Source organism: Variovorax brevis, assembly GCF_030317105.1.
GTDB lineage: Bacteria > Pseudomonadota > Gammaproteobacteria > Burkholderiales > Burkholderiaceae_C > Variovorax > Variovorax brevis.
The window spans coordinates 252,681-269,643 of record NZ_JASZYG010000003.1 but is presented as its reverse complement, the minus strand read 5'-3'; the positions used below and the strand labels follow the sequence as shown (position 1 = coordinate 269,643).

The following is a 16,963-nucleotide window of genomic DNA, read 5'->3' as shown; positions in this document are numbered from 1 at the left end:
TGTCAGCGCGAAGCGCGGTCGATCAGGGACAGGATGCCCTGCAGCGGAACGGACACCCAATCGGGCCGGTTGTTCAGTTCGTAGCGAAGCTCGTAGAAAGCCTTTTCGAGTTCGAAGAGCGCGAGCAGTTGCGAATCCACCGCGCCTGCGGCCGGTGCCAGCGTTGCGGTGTAGGCGTCCAGGAACGCGGAGATGGTCTGTGCTTGCCAGTCCTCAGCCGCCGCGCCCAGGCGCTTGAGTTCATCCGCATTCTGCGCCGCCCTGCGCAAGGCGCTCCAGCGTGCGTAGTCAAAAGAGCGCAGCATGCCGGCCACGTCGCGCAGCGGCGAATGCTTGGCACGCCGCTCTTCCAGTGGCCGCGCGGGCTCGCCTTCGAAGTCGATGATGACGAAATCATTGCGTGCCACCAGCACTTGCCCCAAGTGGTAGTCGCCGTGGTAGCGCGTGCGCTGGCCCGACGCAGTGCTGAAGCGCATCGCATCGATGAAGTGGTCGATGACGCCGGTGCTCTCGAGCAGGCGTGCCGCGTCGTCGTGCGACGCGGCGGGCAAGCCGGCTGCGCTGCTGCGCAGGCGTGCCAGCGTGGCCTGGCCTTCCGAGCGCACGTGGTCGCGGACCGATAGCAACTCTTCCTGCGTCATGGGTTCAGGATCGAAGGCCGCATTGCCCGTGCGCTTGGCGAGCGCGTTGTGCAACTCGGCGGTGCGTTGTCCAAGAACACGGATCAGTGCAAGAAATGCGCCATGCGGATCGACGCGCGGCTCGCCGTCGGTGTCGCGAATCTCGCCCAGATAGCGTTCGAGGTAGTCCAGCGTATAGCTCCAGCCGTCGCCCTGGTTGGGCACATAGGCTTGCAGCAGCGCGAGTGTCATCACGGTGCCGTCGTTGCCAAGGTATTCGATGGCGCCCACCACCGGAACGCTGTTGGCAAAGCCGGCGTCTTCGGTCAGGAAGCGGCCCATTTCCAGTTCCGGATTCACCCCGGGACGAATCTGGCGATAGCCCTTGAGGAACAGCGTTTCATCCAGCATCACGACGGTGTTGCTGCTGAGCGGCGTGGGGCGGCTCACAGGCATGGCGTCGACCTCTGCCGCGTCGAGATGGCGCGCGATGTCCGTCGCGCGGAAGTGCAGCTTGCCGCGCGAGGTGGGCAGCGTTGCGCCGCGAAGGATGGCCTGCACCACCGCGCGGCAGAAGGATTCGTCGAAGAAGGCATCGCCCATCACGCCGACGTTGGCCTGCTGGCGGATCTTGGCGATGGCCGCCTGTTGCAGGCTCTTCATCCGCTCTTCTTCATGGTCTTCCCACGCGAGGGCCAGTGGCATGAAATAGTTGGCCGGTTCGGGCGTGCCTTCCAGGCCCAGCAGCGGCAACATCCAGCTGTGGCCATCGGCCTCGAAAACGGCGTGGTCGATGACCCGTGCGCGCGAGATCGTGGAGCCCTTGTAGGCGAACCATCGCTGCGCCTCGATGTGCGGCGGCAGCGTATCGGTTTCGAACTGCGTGCGCAGTCGATCGGCAAAGCCGATGCGCCACGGCACGACCTTTTCCTTGAACAGGCTCGTCCAGCCGTCGAAGAGCACCAGCACCGGCCGGTCCTGCAGCGCGACGCTTTCCTGGTGCCAGCTGGGCATCGGCGCTTCATGGGTCAGCTTGAACCAGTAGAAGCCGTGCGAGGGCAGCGTCAGCATGTAAGGCAGTTCGCCGATCGGCGGAAAGGAAGTGCGGCCCAGCATCTCCACCGGAACCCGGCCCTTGTACATCGACAGGTCGAGCTCCACCGGCTGCGCGGCGCGCGAGAGGTTGAAGACCGAGAGGATGATGTCTTCGCCATGCTCGCTCAGGTAGGCGAGGATCTTGCGATTGCCGGGCTTCAGGAAGGTGCGGCGCCCGCGTCCGAAGGCCCGGCTGGTCTTGCGCACCGCGAGCATGCGGCGCGTCCAGTGCAGCAGCGAGCTCTTGTCGCGCAACTGCGCTTCGACGTTGAGCGCTTCGTAGCCGTACATCGCATCCATGATGGGCTGCAGGTAAAGGCGCTGCGGATCGGCGCGCGAGAAACCGGCGTTGCGGTCGGGACTCCATTGCATCGGTGTGCGCACGCCGTTGCGGTCGCCCACGAACACGTTGTCGCCCATGCCCAGTTCATCGCCGTAGTAGATGATGGGCGAGCCCGGCATCGACAGCAGCATGCTGTTCATCAGCTTGATGGAATCCTTGTTGTTCTCCATCAGCGGTGCGAGCCTGCGGCGAATGCCCAGGTTGATGCGCGCCTGCATGTCGGCCGCATAGGTCGTGTACATGTAATCGCGCTCGCGGTTGGTCACCATCTCCAGCGTGAGCTCGTCGTGGTTGCGCAGGAAGATGGCCCACTGGCAGCCGTCGGGAATGTCGGGCGTCTGCTGCAGGATCTCGATGATCGGGTCGCGGTCTTCCTGTGCGATGGCCATGTACATGCGCGGCATCAGCGGGAAGTGGTACGCCATGTGGCATTCGTCGCCTTCGCCGAAGTACTCGCGCACGTCTTCGGGCCACATGTTGGCTTCGGCCAGCAGGAAGCGGTTCTCGTAATTCGCGTCGATGGCGGCGCGCAACCGCTTGATGACGACGTGCGTCTCGGGCAGGTTCTCGTTGGTCGTGCCGTCGCGCTCGATCAGGTAGGGAATCGCGTCGAGCCGGAAGCCGTCCACGCCCATGTCGAGCCAGAAGCGCATGGTGCGAAACACGGCTTCGAGCACGGCCGGGTTGTCGAAGTTCAGGTCCGGCTGATGGCTGAAGAAGCGATGCCAGAAGTAGGCCTTGGCGACCGGGTCCCACGTCCAGTTCGACTTCTCCGTGTCGGTGAAGATGATGCGCGTGCCCTGGTAGAGCTGGTCGGTGTCGCTCCACACGTAGAAGTCGCGCTCCGGCGATCCGGCAGCTGCCTTGCGTGCCGCCTGGAACCACGGATGCTGGTCCGAGGTGTGGTTGATGACCAGTTCGGTGATCACGCGCAGCTCGCGCTTGTGCGCCTGCTCCAGCATGTCGCGAAAGTCCTGCAGCGATCCGTACTGCGGGTGCACGTCTTCGTATTCGGAGATGTCGTAGCCGTCGTCGCGCAGGGGCGACGGATAGAAGGGCATCAGCCAGATGGTGTTGACGCCCAGGTCCTTCACGTAGTCGAGCTTCTCGGCCACGCCCTTGAAGTCGCCGACGCCATCGCCGTTGGAGTCGAAGAAGGCCTTCACGTTGAGCTGGTAGATCACCGCATCGCGGTACCAGGTCGGATCCCCCGCGGTGTCGATCTCGGTGGTCTCGAGCGCAAGGCGGGGCAGTGGGGCGTTCATGGTGGATCGGCTCAGAGGTAGTAGTCGAAGTCGCGCTCGTCGCGCACGCGGCGGCGCACGGCAAAGACGTGCGCAGGAAGGCGTTGCGGATCGAGCAGGATGTAGTGGTGCGTGCCGCGCCAGGTGAAGCGCTGGTCGCTGATGAGGTCGTGCATCTGGAAGGGCTTGTCGGCCGCGACGCCAACCAGCGCGGGGTCCAGGTGGAGCCAGCCGTGGTGCGCGTTGTGCGGGTCGAGGTTGACCACCGTCACGACGACGTTGCTGCCATCCGGCGATGCCTTCATGTACGCGACGAGCTGATCGTTGTCGATGTCCAGGAAGCGCAGGCTGCGGTCGGCGTGCAAGGCTTCGTTGGCATGGCGGATCTCGTTGACGCGCGTGATGAAGGGACGCAGTCCTGCATCCGGACTCCAGTCCCAATGGCGCAACTGGTACTTCTCGGAATCGAGGTATTCCTCGCTCGACGGGCCGCGCGGCAGGTGTTCCATCAACTCATAGGCGGGGCCGTACATGCCGTAGCTCGCGGCCAGCGTGGCAGCGAGCACGAGGCGCGACTTGTAGACGGCTTCTTCGCCGGTTTGCAGCGCAGCGTGCAGGATGTCCGGCGTGTTGGGCCACACGTTGGGGCGGAAGTACTCCACGCCTTCGCCCTGCGACAGTTCGGTGAAGTACTCCGTCAGCTCTTCCTTCGTGTTGCGCCACGTGAAGTAGGTGTATGACTGCGAAAAGCCCAGCTTTGCCAGCCGGTGCATGACCTTCGGCCGCGTGAAGGCTTCGGCCAGGAAGATCACGCCGGGGTGTGCGCGCTTGACCTCGCCGATGGCCCATTCCCAGAACGCGAAAGACTTCGTGTGCGGGTTGTCGACGCGAAAGATGTTCACGCCCTGCGCCACCCAGTGGTTGAGCACGCTCTTGAGTTCGTTCCACAGCGCCGGCCAGTCTTCGCTTTCGAAGTTGAAGGGGTAGATGTCCTGGTACTTCTTGGGCGGGTTCTCGGCGTACTGCACGCTGCCATCCGGGCGCCAGCGGAACCAGGCCGGGTGCTCTTTCACATAGGGGTGGTCCGGGGCGCACTGGAAAGCGATGTCCAGTGCGATTTCCATCCCGTGCTGCGACGCGGCCGCGACCAGCGCGCGGAAGTCTTCCGGCGTGCCCAACGCCGGCAGGATGCTCTTGTGGCCGCCCTCGGCGGCGCCGATGGCCCAGGGGCTGCCGACGTCGCCCGCTTCGGTCACGAGCGCGTTGTTGCGGCCCTTGCGCTGCATGCGTCCGATGGGATGGATGGGCGGCATGTACAGCACGTCGAAGCCCATCGATGCGATGAGCGGCAAGCGCTCGATCACGTCGCGAAAAGTGCCGTGTGCGCCAAGCTGCGTGCCCGCGGAGCGCGGGAAGAGTTCGTACCAGGTGCTGAACTGCGCGCGAGCGCGGTCGACCACCAGAGGCAGTTCGGCCGGGAAGGTCGCCTGCAGGCTGCGGTCGGGATGGCGGCGTGCCGTCTCGCCGCGCACTTCGTCCAGCGCGAGGGCCTTGAGGGCTGCGGCTTCCATTTCGGAGTCGGCGGCGCTTTCCTCCAGCGCGCGTGCCCAGCGTGCGAGCACGTTGCGGTCTTCGCCTTCAGTGCGCGCTGCAGCGCCGGTGATCTCCATCGCGCCGACCCGGGCGGCGATGCGGATGTCTTCCGGATCCGTACGACGCTCGAGTTCGTGATGCCACGAGTCGAAGCTGTCGACCCATGCGAACACCGTGAAGCGGTAGCGTCCCGGCGCCGGCGGAACGATGTCGGCGTGCCACTCGTCGTTGTAGCGCAGCTTCATCGGCAACTCATGCCGTTCGGTGGCGCCTTCCTTCCACCATTGCAGCATCACGCGCGGCGCGTCGTGGCCGTCGGTGAACACGTGCGCGGTGATGCGCACGGTTTCACCGGCCACGCGCTTGGCGGCGAAGCGGCCGCCATCGACCACGGGCATCACCGCATCGATGACCACCCGGCTGCGGCCGTCCGGCGCGTCGATCGAAGCGGGGGCGCGCGGCACGCCGGCCGTGGTTGCAGGTGTCAACGTCCTATTCATCGGCGGCCACTTTCAGGAAGAGGGTGGACAGCGGCGGCAGCGTCAGGAACACGGAATGCGGGTGGCCGTTGGCGCGGACCGGCGCCGCGCGCACGGCGCCCAGGTTGCCCCAGCCCGAGCCGCCGAAGGCCACCGCGTCGCTGTTGAAGATCTCGCGCCACACGCCGCCCGTGGGCACGCCGAGGTTCAGGTTCTGGCGAGGCACCGGCGTGAGGTTGCACACGACCAGCACGCTCTCGCCACTGCGTGATTTGCGAAGGAAGGCGATCACGCTGTTGGGCGCGTCGTCGGCTTCGATCCACTCGAAGCCTTCAGGGGAAAAGTCGAGTTCGTGCAGCGCAGGTTCTTCGCGCAGCAGTCGGTTGAGTTCGCCCACCAGGTGCTGCATGCCGCGGTGCTCGGGTTGCTCCGTCACCCACCATTCCAGTTCGCCTTCGTGCGTCCATTCGCGGCGCTGCGCAAACTCGCCGCCCATGAAGAGAAGCTTCTTTCCGGGGTGCGCCCACATGTACGACAACAGCACCCGCAGGTTGGCAAACTGTTGCCACGCATCGCCCGGCATCTTGTTGATGAGCGAGCCCTTGCCGTACACCACTTCGTCGTGCGAGAGCGGCAACACGAAGTTCTCGTGAAAGGCATACATCATCGAAAAGGTGATGCGGGTGTGGTGATGGCGCCGGTGCAGCGGGTCCTCGCGCATGTAGTCGAGGGTGTCGTGCATCCAGCCCATGTTCCACTTCATGCCGAAGCCCAGGCCACCCATGTCGGTGGGGCGCGAGACGCGCGGCCACGCGGTGGATTCCTCGGCGACCGTGAAGGCGTCAGGGTGCTCGCGGTACACGGCGCGGTTGAGGTCCTGCAGGAAGTCGATGGCCTCGAGGTTTTCGCGTCCGCCGTCTTCGTTCGGTATCCACTCGCCGTGGTTTCGCGCGTAGTCCAGGTAGAGCATCGATGCAACCGCGTCCACGCGCAGGCCATCGATGTGGTAGCGGTCGAGCCAGAACAGGGCTGATGAAATGAGAAAGCTTCGAACCTCGTCGCGCCCGTAGTTGAAGATGGCCGAGTTCCATTCCGGATGAAAGCCCTGGCGCGGATCGGCGTGCTCGTAGAGATGCGTGCCGTCGAACTCGGCAAGGCCGTGCGCATCGTTCGGAAAGTGCGACGGCACCCAGTCGAGCACCACGCCGATGCCGCGCTGGTGCAGGTGATCCACGAAGTACATGAAGTCCTGCGGCGTGCCATAGCGCGAGGTGGGCGCAAAGTAGCCGGTGGTCTGGTAGCCCCAGGAGCCGTAGAAGGGGTGCTCGGTGATCGGCATCAACTCCACGTGCGTGAAGCCCAGCGACACGACGTACTCGGCCAGTTCGTGCGCGAGCTCGCGGTAGTTCATCGGCTCGCCGTTCCTGCGCCGCCACGAACCCGGATGCACCTCGTACATCGACATCGGGGCATCGAGACGGTTGCGCGGTGCGCGGCTGCCCATCCATTCGGCGTCGCGCCAGTCGTATTCGAGCGACCACACACGCGAGGCGGTGGCCGGGGGCAATTCGCTCCATAGCGCGAGCGGGTCGGCCTTTTCATGGACGTGGCCCGCGCGATCGACGATGCGGTACTTGTAGGCGTCGCCACGCCGGGCGCCATCGCTTCGGCCTTCCCACACGCCGGTGGTGTCGGGGCGGGGATGCAGCGCATCGACTGTGGCGTCCCAGCCGTTCCAGTCGCCGATCACCGAGATCGACGACGCATTGGGGGCCCATACGCCAAAAGTGGCCCCTTCGCCGTCGGCGTCGAGGTGACAGCCGAGTCGTTCGTAGAGGCGTGCGTGGGTGCCTTCGCGAAACAGGTAGGCGTCTGTCTCACCGAAAGATGCGAGGGTGTTCACGGGGAATTTTTCTGGCGGTGGGTGGCACTCACTTGTACGACTGCGCCGCACCGCATTCGCGTGTCGAATCGCCCGTTTGCCTGTCGGACGTTGACGCATCCGCCGACGATGGACGGGCGCGCCGGCGCATGCTTTTGCTGTAGGACTGCGCCGACATTCGCGCCTGAAAAAGTCTGATGGTCCAAGGGTCACGAAGTGGGTGTAGTCTTTTGGATCCGGCCCCCAAAACCCAATGCAGAGACAAGCGAAATGAGCGACGCCATTTACTGTTTTGACACTGCGACCGTGCGGTTCGCGGTCTATCCCCAAGGCCCCGGCGGCACCCGGGTGATTGCGGAAATCGGCGAGGATCCCTTGCGCGACCTGTTCGGTGCGGAAGGGGCGGGCGACACACTGGTCGATGCCTATTACGAAAACGCGAGTGTGATCAACGCGCTGGCGCTGAAGCGTCATCGGGAAGCGCCGGAAGTCACGGTGCTTCTGGAAACCATCGATTTCGAAGCAATCGGGCGCGTCGGGTTGGCGCCCAGCGTGGTTCGCACGCTGGCCATGGCGAATCTTGTCGCTCAATCGGAGCTGGTGGAGCCGTCAGGGCCCGAAGCCCGGCAGGCTGTCGGTTCGACGGCCTCCTGACAGCGCCCTGGGGCCGTCGCCCTCCTTCCGGAACCGACGGCCGGCAAGCGCCGATGCAAGGCGCAGTCCTGCGTGAAGACTCCCAAGTCGCCGGCATGGCACTGCATGCCCGATTGAGATACTGTGCGGATCTGGACTCGTGCACGGACTTGCGAATGCCAATGGATCCCACTGCCCCGAGGCGCACGCTGCGCATTCCGCTCAGGCACCCTTTGATGGCTGTCGCGGGGGCCGCAGCGGCGCTGACGGCGCTCGGCATTCTTTCCGCATCAGCGACCCAGTGGCTGCGCTTGCGTCGCGCGTTGCAGAACGCGCGCCTTGCGCCGGATGGCTTCAAACCCTTCGAAAGCCGGCCGAACAACCCGCGCGCCCGCGTGCTGGTGCTGGGCGACAGCACCGCCGTTGGCTTGGGAGCAGACGATCCGCGTGATTCGCTGGCCGGCATGCTTGGCGCTTCGCATCCGCAGGTGGCCATCACCAACCGCGCCGTCAGCGGCTCGCGCCTGCAGGACGTGCGGGCGCAGATCGAAGCGCTCTCGCCTCAAGAGCGCGAAGAGGGCGGCTACGACCTGATCCTGCTGTTCGTCGGCGGCAACGACGTGCTGCGCCTCACGCCCATGGCGCGGCTGCAGGTGGAGGCGCAGGCACTGCTGCCCGACCTGCGCAAGCTGGCCGGCAAGCTGGTGTGGATCAGCAGCGGCAACATCGGGCTCGCACCGCTCCTGGTGCCGCCGTGGTCGTGGTGGGCAACGGCCCGCGCGCGGCGCGTGTGGCAGCTGTTCGACGCGGTGTCGCAGCGCCACGACGCGGTCTTCGTCAGCTTTTTCCACGAGCGCGGGGAGGACGTTTTCTCTCGCGAGCCCAAGCTCTATTTCGCCGCGGACGGCATGCACCCGACCGGCGCCGCCTACCGCATCTGCTATGAGCGGCTACGCGAACTCGTGTGCCTGGATTTGCTGCTGGAAGAAGCGCAGGCAAGGCACGCCAGTGCGCACGCGCTGAAGCGGGCTTGAACCCTCCTTGCGATCCAATGGCAAGATGACGCGCTGCGCATTCGCCATGCCTTGGCGGCATCGGATGCGCGCGTCGCCTGACCCGGAGGATTTGCATGACGCCCGAGCTGCCGTTTCTGAACCCGTACCGCCATGGTTTTGCCCGCGTGGCCGTGGGCGTGCCGCGCAACCGCGTGGCCGACGCGCCCTTCAATGCGCAGGAGACCATCAAGCTGTACCGGGACGCCGCGTCCAGCGGCGCGGTAGTGGTGGCGTTTCCGGAGTTGGGTCTTTCGGCCTACACCTGCGACGACCTGTTCCATCAGGCTGCGCTGCTCGATGCCTGCGAGGCGGCACTGCAAGCCATCGTCGAAGCCTCGGCCTCCGTGGGCGCGCTGGCCATCGTCGGCCTGCCGCTTCGGGTGGATCACCGGCTATTCAACTGCGCGGCGGTGGTCGGCGGCGGCCGCTTGCTGGGCGTGCAGCCCAAGACCTACCTGCCGAACTATGGCGAGTTCTACGAAGGTCGGCAGTTCAGCGCCGCCGACAGCGCCCTTGCCACGGAAATCGATTGGCGCGGTGAGCGCGTGCCCTTTGGCTCGGACCTCATTTTCCAGTGCCGGCAACTGCCGCTCATGAAGGTGCACGTCGAGATCTGCGAAGACGTCTGGGTGCCGATTCCGCCTTCGAGCTATGCGGCGCTGGCCGGCGCGACGGTGCTGGTGAATCTCTCGGCCTCGAACATCACCATCGGCAAGTCGGCGTACCGGCATCAACTGGTGAGCCTGCATTCGGCGCGATGCCTGGCGGCCTATCTTTATTCGTCGGCGGGCATCGGCGAGTCGACCACCGACCTGGCGTGGGACGGCCAGGGCCTGATCTACGAAAGCGGCGAGATGCTGGCCGAGAGCGAACGCTTTGGCAACAGCTCGCACTTCATCACGGCGGACATCGACCTGGAGCGCGTCTCGCGCGAGCGCATGCGGCAGAACTCCTTTGGCGTGTCGGTGCAAAAGCACAAGGCCGCGCTGACGGGGTGGCGCACCGTGCCTTTCGACGTCGTCGTGCCCGCCCAAACAGGCGGCCCGCTTCAGCGCAGGGTGGAGCGATTTCCCTACGTGCCCGCCAATGCGAGCATGCGCGACGAGCGCTGCGATGAGGTCTTCAACATCCAGGTGCAATCGCTCGTGCAACGGCTGGAATCCACGGGCATCAAGACGGTGGTGATCGGCGTGTCGGGCGGGCTCGATTCGACGCACGCCCTGCTGGTCTGCGCGCAGGCGATGGACCGGCTCGGCCTGCCGCGCGCCAACATCCTGGGCTTCACGATGCCCGGCTTTGCCACCAGCGAGCGCACGTTGCGGCAGGCGCACCAGTTGATGGCCGCGGTGGGTTGCACCGCGCGCGAGATCGACATCCGCGAAAGCTGCAAGCAGATGCTGGAAGATCTGCAGCATCCTTATGGCGAGGGCGTGGACCAGTTCGACATCACCTTCGAAAACGTGCAGGCGGGCGAGCGCACGAGCCACCTGTTCCGCCTCGCGAACTTCCACAACGGCATTGTGGTGGGCACCGGCGACCTGAGCGAGCTGGCGCTGGGCTGGTGCACCTACGGCGTGGGCGACCACATGTCGCACTACAACGTGAACGCCAGCGTGCCGAAGACGCTCATCAAGTACCTGGTGCGCTGGGTGGCGGACAAGGGCGTGATCGGCGTCGAAGGCAGCGCCGTGTTGCGCGCGATCCTGGAGACGGAAGTCAGCCCGGAACTCATCCCCACGATAGCGGGAGCGGGTGAGGGCACCTCGCAACCCGGCCAGCGGACGGAAGACACCATCGGCCCCTACGAGCTGCAGGACTTTCACCTCTACTACACGTTGCGCTACGGCTTCAAGCCGACCAAGGTGGCGTTCCTGGCGTACACCGCGTGGCGTGACCGCACGCGCGGCAACTGGCCCGACGATCTCAAAGAAAAGAACGAGTACGTGCTGGCGGACATCAAGCGCCACCTGGGCACCTTCCTCTACCGCTTCTTCAAGACCAGCCAGTTCAAGCGTTCGTGCGTGCCGAACGCGCCCAAGGTGGGTTCCGGCGGCTCGCTGTCCCCGCGTGGGGACTGGCGTGCGCCCAGCGATTCAGAAGCCACGGTGTGGCTTGACGATTTGCGGGGCGTTCCCGAGAGCGACTGAGCACTGCGGCGGCCTTGCGGGCCTGCCTTCGCTTACTTGGGAGCCGGCGTGGTCTTGCCGCTTGCGCTGCCGTCAGTTGAAGCCGTGCTGTCCGCTGACGTCTTGGGAACGGCCGGGTTCTTGGCCATGTCTTCCATTTCCTTGGCGTTGGTGGTGGCATCCTTCGGCGCCGGACGCTGGATGGCCGCGGCGGTCTTGTCGCGGTCGCCATCCGTGGGTTTCGACGCCTTCTGGCCGTTCACCGTCGGATTCGGGTCGGGAGTGCGCGTCGAGCTTGCGCCGCTCGTTTGCGCAACGGCAACCGCTGATCCGAAAGCGAGGCACGTGGCCAACAGCGTGGTGGTGAGCTTTGTCATGGTGTCTCCTTGACTGAGGTATGGACACCCTCACTTCGCGCCTTCCGCGGCGATCTGCCTGTGCGGACCCGTCCCTGATCGGTGTCGGCGTGGCCCTACGGCTTTTCAGCGTGCTTCAGAGCGCGGGTCGCGTTTCGCGCAGCGGAAGAAGTTCAGGCTCCCACCACTTTGGCAGAAGTCGGGCGACGTCCGGCCGCGCAAAGCGGTCGTCCAGGAGGTAGACCACGCCTTCGTCGCTTTCGCTGCGGATCACGCGGCCGGCCGCCTGCACGACCTTCTGGATGCCGGGGTAGAGGTAGGTGTAGGCGTAGCCTTCGCCGAACTTTTCGTGCATGCGCTCGCGCATGAGTTCGTTGAGCGCGTCGTGTTGCGGCAGGCCCAGCGTCGCGATGAAAGCGCCCACCAGGCGGTCGCCGGGCAGGTCGACACCCTCGCCGAATACACCGCCCAGCACCGCAAACCCCACCCCCTGGCCGCCCACCTGAAAGCGATCGAGGTAGTCAGCGCGTTCGTGGTGGCGCATGCCCCGGGTCTGGCGCCACGCCGGAATCGCCGAATGGCGCATCGCAAACGCCTTCGCCGCCGTCTCGAGGTACGCAAAGCTGCTGAAGAACGCGAGGTAGTTGCCCGGTTTCCGATTGAACTGCTCGCCGATGGTGTCGACCAGCCGTTCGAGCGAGCCTTCGCGGTCCTTCTGGCGCGTCGAGAGGTCGGTGACGAGCCTGACCTTGAGTTGCGACGCGCGAAACGGCGAGTCGATGTCCACAGTGGCCGTGTCCTGCGCCAGGCCCAGCGTGTCGCGATAGAACTCGAAGGGCGACAAGGTGCCGGAAAAGCACACCGCGCACCGCGCCGCCGCAAACCGCGGCCGCAAGAAGGACGCGGGGATCAGGTTGCGCACGGAGAGCCGGTCGGACGACGCGCCCGTCGCCGCCGCCCACTCCAGCACGGAATGCGAATCGAAGGAGTCGACCATCCGCGCGAAGTGCAGGATCTCGAAAAAAGCCTCCTGCAGCGCGCCGGTGCTCAGCTGCGGATGCGCCGCGAAGTGCTCGGACATCAGGCCCACAACCCCGCTGACGGCAAAGGCCAGCGGCTCGGGCACCTCGCTTTCGACGCGGTAGTCGCCTTCGCCGGGTGCGAAGCGATTGCACTCGGCCTGGAGCGACTGCAGTGCGCGCCGGATCCGGGGCGGCGCCAGGGCCATTGCCTTGTCGATCATGTCCGTGGCCACGGTGGCCGAGTACATGGCGCGGGCGCGCTCCAGCAGGTTATGAGATTCGTCGACCAGCAGGCCCACCTGCCAGTCTTCCTCCCGCGTCATGGCGTACAGGAAGGCGCTGGTGTCGAAGTAATAGTTGAAGTCGCCCACGACCACGTCGGCCCAGCGAACCATTTCCTGCGCGAGAAAGTAAGGGCACAGGCCGTGTGCAAGGCCAATGCGGCGCAGGCTGGCGCGATCGAGCCAGCCGGCCTCCGCGGCCTCGGACCGCGCGGCGGGAAGGCGGTCGTAGAAGCCCTTGGCCAGCGGGCACGCGTCGCCGTGGCATGCCTTGCCCGGGTGCAGGCAGGCCGCCTCGCGCGCCTCGATTTCCACCACCCGCAGCGGAAGCGTTGCGCCGCGCAATTCCTTGAGCGCATCGAGCGCCACCCCTCGGCCCGATGTCTTGGCCGTGAGAAAGAAGATCTTGTCGATGCGCTGCGTCGACTTGCACTTGAGCAGCGGAAAAAGCGAAGCCAGCGTCTTGCCGATGCCGGTGGGCGCCTGTGCGAGCAGGCACCGCCGCGCGACGCCGGCCTGGTAGATCCGCATGGACAGTTCACGCTGGCCCGGACGGAAGGTCTTGCGCGGAAATTCCAGTGTGCCGAGGGCGTGGGTCAAGCGCTCACCGCGTGCCGCCTCTTGCCCTGCCCACGCGAGGTAGACGCGGCAAAGCGCCTGGAATTGCTCGCGCAGGGCACTCGCATCCATGTCTTCCTGCAGGCAGGTTTCCGTGTCGTCGTCCAGGTTGAAATAGACGAGCACCACGCTCACGGCCGCCAATGCGCGTTCTTCGCACAGCATCGCCGCATAGGCCTTGGCCTGCGCCCAGTGCAGCGCGCGCTGGTTGGGCTTGATGGCCTCGAAGGCGCCCCGGTAGGTCTTGATTTCTTCCAGTCGCGAGGCTGCGGCGTCGAAGCCATCGGCGCGGCCACGCACGTGCAAACCGTTGCCCCGCCACGACAAGCCGACTTCGGCCTCGTAGCCGGCGCCGCGGCGCATTTGCACCAGTCGATGACCCGCGGCGCCTTCCGTCGCGCTCGGCGCGGGCGTGAAGCGCAGGTCAAGGTCTCCCGCCTTGGCCGCGAACGCGCACAGCGACCTCACCGAGACGGTGATGTCGTTCGTCGTCACAGGGGGCTTTGCGGGTGCGCCGGACTCGGGCATGGGGCAAACTGTACACATATCCAGTGAAGTCGTGCCGCGCTTGCGTTGGTCAGGTTATGCCGATGTGCATAGCGCCCCATGAGCCCCTAGCGAAAACGTCCGATAGTCGCGGGCGTGCAGGTTGTGTTAACTTGATCCGCAACGCTACTTGGCCATTCCGAATGTCGACCCAAACGATGAATACGCCTGCTGCCGCGCCCGATCCCGCGATGGAAGAGTTGCGGCTTGCCGCGCTCCTGCGACAGGCGCCGCTGGAATTCGCCAGGGTGGTGTATGGCCTGAACGACCGCGCCAGCGGCCGGGCGGACACGATGGCGGCGGAAGAGGTGGCGCGCACCGAGCGACAAGGTGTGCCGGTGACGCGCGAACGGGCCGAGCAGCGTGCGCGGGCCTACCTTCCCGCGGCAGGCCACGAGCACTGCCCGCGTTGCTGGGTTTTCAATGGCGTCAAGAATCCATTGCACTACCGCGAAGCGAGCGAGGACCGGCCCGAAACGGCCCACTGCAAAGTGTGCGGCGCGGAATACACCACCTCGCTGGATTGACGCTGGAATACGCTTGAGGGTGTGCGTATCGCAAGAGCCGGTTAAGGGAATCCCGAACAGGGTAAACCTTGTCGCGGTGCAGCAAAACCGCTCCATAGAATGGTTTGTGCCTATCGGCGTGAATACCTCAAGGAGTTCCTAGTGCAGAGCAAGAAGGCTGGCGGCAAGCCAGCGCAGCGCGTGATCAAGAAGTATCCGAACCGAAGGCTCTACGACACGGAAACCTCCACGTACATCACGCTGGCCGAAATCAAGCAGCTGGTGATGTCCAGCACCCCCTTTGTCGTGCGCGACGCCAAGACCGGCGACGAGCTGACGCGAAGCATCCTCCTGCAGATCATTCTCGAAGAGGAGGCGGGCGGCGCACCCATGTTCAGCGAGCAGGTGCTCGCCAGCATCATCCGCTTCTATGGACAGGCCATGCAAAGCTACATGGGCCCCTATCTCGAAAAGAACATCCAGGCCATGACCGAGGTGCAGGCCAAGCTTACGGAAAAGGCCGAGAGCCTGTCGCCCGAAATGTGGTCGCGCTTCCTGACGATCCAGTCGCCCATGCTGCAAGGCTTGATGGGCAACTACGCCGAGCAGTCGAAGAACGCCTTCATTCAACTGCAGGAGCAGATGCAGAAAAACACCGAGCAGGTGCTCGGCGCCTTCGGCATCAAGCGCCCCTGACTTTGCTCCCTCTCCCGCGGGCGGGAGAGGGCCGGGGTGATGGCAGCACCCTTCGTTCAGACCCTGTTACCCCTGCCGCGGCCGGCCGTCCCGTTAGCTGGGACAATACGGGGATATGAGTGAAGTAGCCTCCCCCGCCCGAACCGAAACCCCGTCTGCCGCGCCCAAGGTGGGCTTCGTCAGCCTTGGCTGCCCCAAAGCGCTGACCGATTCCGAACTGATCCTGACGCAACTGAGCGCGGAGGGCTACCAGACCTCCAAGACTTTTGAAGGCGCCGACCTCGTCATCGTGAACACCTGCGGCTTCATCGACGATGCCGTCAAGGAAAGCCTGGACACCATCGGCGAAGCCTTGGCCGAGAACGGCCGCGTGATCGTCACGGGTTGCCTCGGCGCCAAGGCCGGCGAGTCCGGTGGCAACCTGGTTCGCCAGATGCACCCCAGCGTCCTGGCCGTGACCGGCCCGCACGCCACGCAGGAGGTGATGGACGCCGTCCACGCCAACCTGCCCAAGCCGCACGACCCCTTCATCGACCTCGTGCCGCCGATGGGCATCAAGCTCACGCCCAAGCACTACGCGTACCTCAAGATCAGCGAAGGCTGCAACCATCGCTGCACCTTCTGCATCATCCCCTCGATGCGCGGCGACCTGGTCTCGCGGCCGGTCGGCGACGTGCTCAAGGAAGCGAAGGCGCTGTTCGAAGGCGGCGTGAAGGAACTGCTGGTCATCAGCCAGGACACCTCCGCCTACGGCGTCGACATCAAGTACCGCACGGGCTTCTGGGACGGCAAGCCCGTGAAGACGCGCATGCTCGACCTGGTGCGCACACTGGGCGAAATCGCCGAGCCCTACGGCGCATGGGTGCGACTGCACTACGTCTATCCGTACCCCAGCGTCGATGATGTGATTCCGTTGATGGCGAGTGGCCAAGTGCTGCCGTACCTGGACGTGCCGCTGCAGCACAGCCACCCCGCCGTGCTCAAGCGCATGAAGCGTCCCGCGAGCGGCGAAAGGAACCTCGAGCGCATTGCCCGCTGGCGCGAGATCAGCCCCGAACTGGTCATCCGCAGCACCTTCATCGCCGGCTTCCCCGGTGAGACGGAAGAAGAGTTCGAGCACCTGCTCGACTTCATCCGCATCGCCGAGATCGACCGCGCCGGCTGCTTCGCTTACAGCCCCGTGGATGGCGCTGCCGCCAACGACATCCCCGGCATGCTGCCGGAAGCGGAGCGCGAAGCGCGTCGCTCGCGGTTCATGGAAGTGGCGGAAGAGGTGTCCACCGCACGCCTTCGCCGTCGCATAGGAGCAACGATGCAGGTGCTGGTGGATTCGGCGCCGGCACTCGGACGCAAGGGCGGAGTGGGGCGCAGCTATGCGGACGCGCCCGAAATCGACGGCATCGTGCGCCTGCTGCCGCCGGAAAAAATCAGCAAGCAACTCAAGGTGGGTGAGTTCACGCGGGCTCGCATCGTGGGCACCGAAGGCCACGACCTGATCGCGGTGCCCATCTGAAGCCTGCGCTTGTTTGCCCCGTGTTGCACGGGCACGCCCGATGCGCCAACGCCACGATGCTTCGTGGCCGGCGCAGGAATGCTGAACGGATTGCTACAAGCCTTCTGCGCCGTGTGTCATGATGGCCGTGGCGCGGGTCCAACAGCGGCATCCGGCACGAATTCTTGAGGCGCACCTTTGCACTTGTCAGCGACAGAAAACAAAAATCCCCTGCAACTCAATGAATTGCAGGGGACCTTGTTTGGTAGGGGTGGTGCCCAGAAGAGGACTCGAACCTCCACGATGTTACTCGCTAGTACCTGAAACTAGTGCGTCTACCAATTCCGCCATCTGGGCCCACATGCTGCTGATTAAC

Annotated in this window: 11 protein-coding genes and 1 tRNA gene; 6 read left to right on the top strand and 6 right to left on the bottom strand. The window is 65.1% G+C overall.

Going from position 1 to position 16,963, the window contains the following annotated elements; all coding sequences use genetic code 11:
- Positions 1 to 2: 2 nt before the first annotated feature.
- The 3 genes from treS to glgB are packed head-to-tail and all read right to left on the bottom strand — an operon-like array spanning position 3 to position 7,277.
- Positions 3 to 3,323 carry a maltose alpha-D-glucosyltransferase gene (gene treS, locus QTI66_RS10075; RefSeq protein WP_286559375.1) on the bottom strand — a complete coding sequence of 1,107 codons (3,321 nt, stop codon included), beginning with the start codon at positions 3,321 to 3,323 and terminating at the stop codon, positions 3 to 5.
- Between the two features lie 11 nt (positions 3,324 to 3,334).
- Complete coding sequence (locus tag QTI66_RS10070; RefSeq protein ID WP_444814978.1) at positions 3,335 to 5,395, bottom strand: alpha-1,4-glucan--maltose-1-phosphate maltosyltransferase; 2,061 nt, start codon at positions 5,393 to 5,395, stop codon at positions 3,335 to 3,337.
- A complete protein-coding gene (glgB, locus tag QTI66_RS10065) occupies positions 5,388 to 7,277 on the bottom strand; it encodes a 1,4-alpha-glucan branching protein GlgB (protein ID WP_286559373.1) in 1,890 nt (629 codons plus the stop codon). The genes QTI66_RS10070 and glgB overlap by 8 nt, the downstream gene beginning before the upstream one ends.
- Positions 7,278 to 7,526: 249 nt before the next feature.
- On the opposite strand from glgB, the gene QTI66_RS10060 reads away from it, so the two are divergent.
- From QTI66_RS10060 to QTI66_RS10050, 3 genes are all read left to right on the top strand, one after another.
- On the top strand, positions 7,527 to 7,910 hold the full coding sequence (locus QTI66_RS10060) for a hypothetical protein (protein ID WP_286559372.1): 384 nt from the start codon (positions 7,527 to 7,529) through the stop codon (positions 7,908 to 7,910).
- A gap of 161 nt (positions 7,911 to 8,071) precedes the next feature.
- Positions 8,072 to 8,923, top strand: a complete 852-nt coding sequence (locus QTI66_RS10055; protein WP_286559370.1) for a GDSL-type esterase/lipase family protein — start codon at positions 8,072 to 8,074, stop codon at positions 8,921 to 8,923.
- A gap of 95 nt (positions 8,924 to 9,018) precedes the next feature.
- Entirely contained in the window at positions 9,019 to 11,091 is a 2,073-nt protein-coding gene (locus QTI66_RS10050) for an NAD(+) synthase (protein WP_286559369.1), read from the top strand.
- A gap of 32 nt (positions 11,092 to 11,123) precedes the next feature.
- On the opposite strand, the gene QTI66_RS10045 is transcribed toward QTI66_RS10050, so the two are convergent.
- Positions 11,124 to 11,447 carry a hypothetical protein gene (locus QTI66_RS10045; protein WP_286559367.1) on the bottom strand — a complete coding sequence of 108 codons (324 nt, stop codon included), beginning with the start codon at positions 11,445 to 11,447 and terminating at the stop codon, positions 11,124 to 11,126.
- Between the two features lie 115 nt (positions 11,448 to 11,562).
- Positions 11,563 to 13,842 (bottom strand): ATP-dependent DNA helicase, encoded by a 2,280-nt coding sequence (locus QTI66_RS10040; RefSeq protein ID WP_286559365.1) that lies wholly within the window; start codon positions 13,840 to 13,842, stop codon positions 11,563 to 11,565.
- Between the two features lie 209 nt (positions 13,843 to 14,051).
- Between QTI66_RS10040 and QTI66_RS10035 the strand changes: the two genes are divergently transcribed.
- The 3 genes from QTI66_RS10035 to rimO all read left to right on the top strand — a co-directional run bounded on the left by QTI66_RS10035 (position 14,052) and on the right by rimO (position 16,608).
- Positions 14,052 to 14,420, top strand: coding sequence for a hypothetical protein (locus QTI66_RS10035; protein WP_286559364.1), 369 nt, complete (start codon positions 14,052 to 14,054; stop codon positions 14,418 to 14,420).
- A 99-nt stretch (positions 14,421 to 14,519) separates the two neighbouring features.
- Entirely contained in the window at positions 14,520 to 15,095 is a 576-nt protein-coding gene (phaR, locus tag QTI66_RS10030; protein WP_286559363.1) for a polyhydroxyalkanoate synthesis repressor PhaR, read from the top strand.
- Positions 15,096 to 15,210: 115 nt separating this feature from the next.
- Positions 15,211 to 16,608 (top strand): 30S ribosomal protein S12 methylthiotransferase RimO, encoded by a 1,398-nt coding sequence (gene rimO / locus QTI66_RS10025; RefSeq protein ID WP_286559362.1) that lies wholly within the window; start codon positions 15,211 to 15,213, stop codon positions 16,606 to 16,608.
- A gap of 251 nt (positions 16,609 to 16,859) precedes the next feature.
- Here rimO and QTI66_RS10020 read toward each other — a convergent pair.
- Positions 16,860 to 16,944, bottom strand: a tRNA-Leu gene (locus QTI66_RS10020).
- Positions 16,945 to 16,963: the final 19 nt, after the last annotated feature.

Coding starts and splice junctions, on each gene's coding strand:
- treS (WP_286559375.1), bottom strand. CDS start 3,323: ATGAACGCCCCACTGCCCCGCCTTGCGCTCGAGACCACCGAGATCGAC.
- QTI66_RS10070 (WP_444814978.1), bottom strand. CDS start 5,395: ATGAATAGGACGTTGACACCTGCAACCACGGCCGGCGTGCCGCGCGCC.
- QTI66_RS10060 (WP_286559372.1), top strand. CDS start 7,527: ATGAGCGACGCCATTTACTGTTTTGACACTGCGACCGTGCGGTTCGCG.
- QTI66_RS10055 (WP_286559370.1), top strand. CDS start 8,072: ATGGATCCCACTGCCCCGAGGCGCACGCTGCGCATTCCGCTCAGGCAC.
- QTI66_RS10050 (WP_286559369.1), top strand. CDS start 9,019: ATGACGCCCGAGCTGCCGTTTCTGAACCCGTACCGCCATGGTTTTGCC.
- QTI66_RS10045 (WP_286559367.1), bottom strand. CDS start 11,447: ATGACAAAGCTCACCACCACGCTGTTGGCCACGTGCCTCGCTTTCGGA.
- QTI66_RS10035 (WP_286559364.1), top strand. CDS start 14,052: ATGAATACGCCTGCTGCCGCGCCCGATCCCGCGATGGAAGAGTTGCGG.
- phaR (WP_286559363.1), top strand. CDS start 14,520: ATGGTTTGTGCCTATCGGCGTGAATACCTCAAGGAGTTCCTAGTGCAG.
- rimO (WP_286559362.1), top strand. CDS start 15,211: ATGAGTGAAGTAGCCTCCCCCGCCCGAACCGAAACCCCGTCTGCCGCG.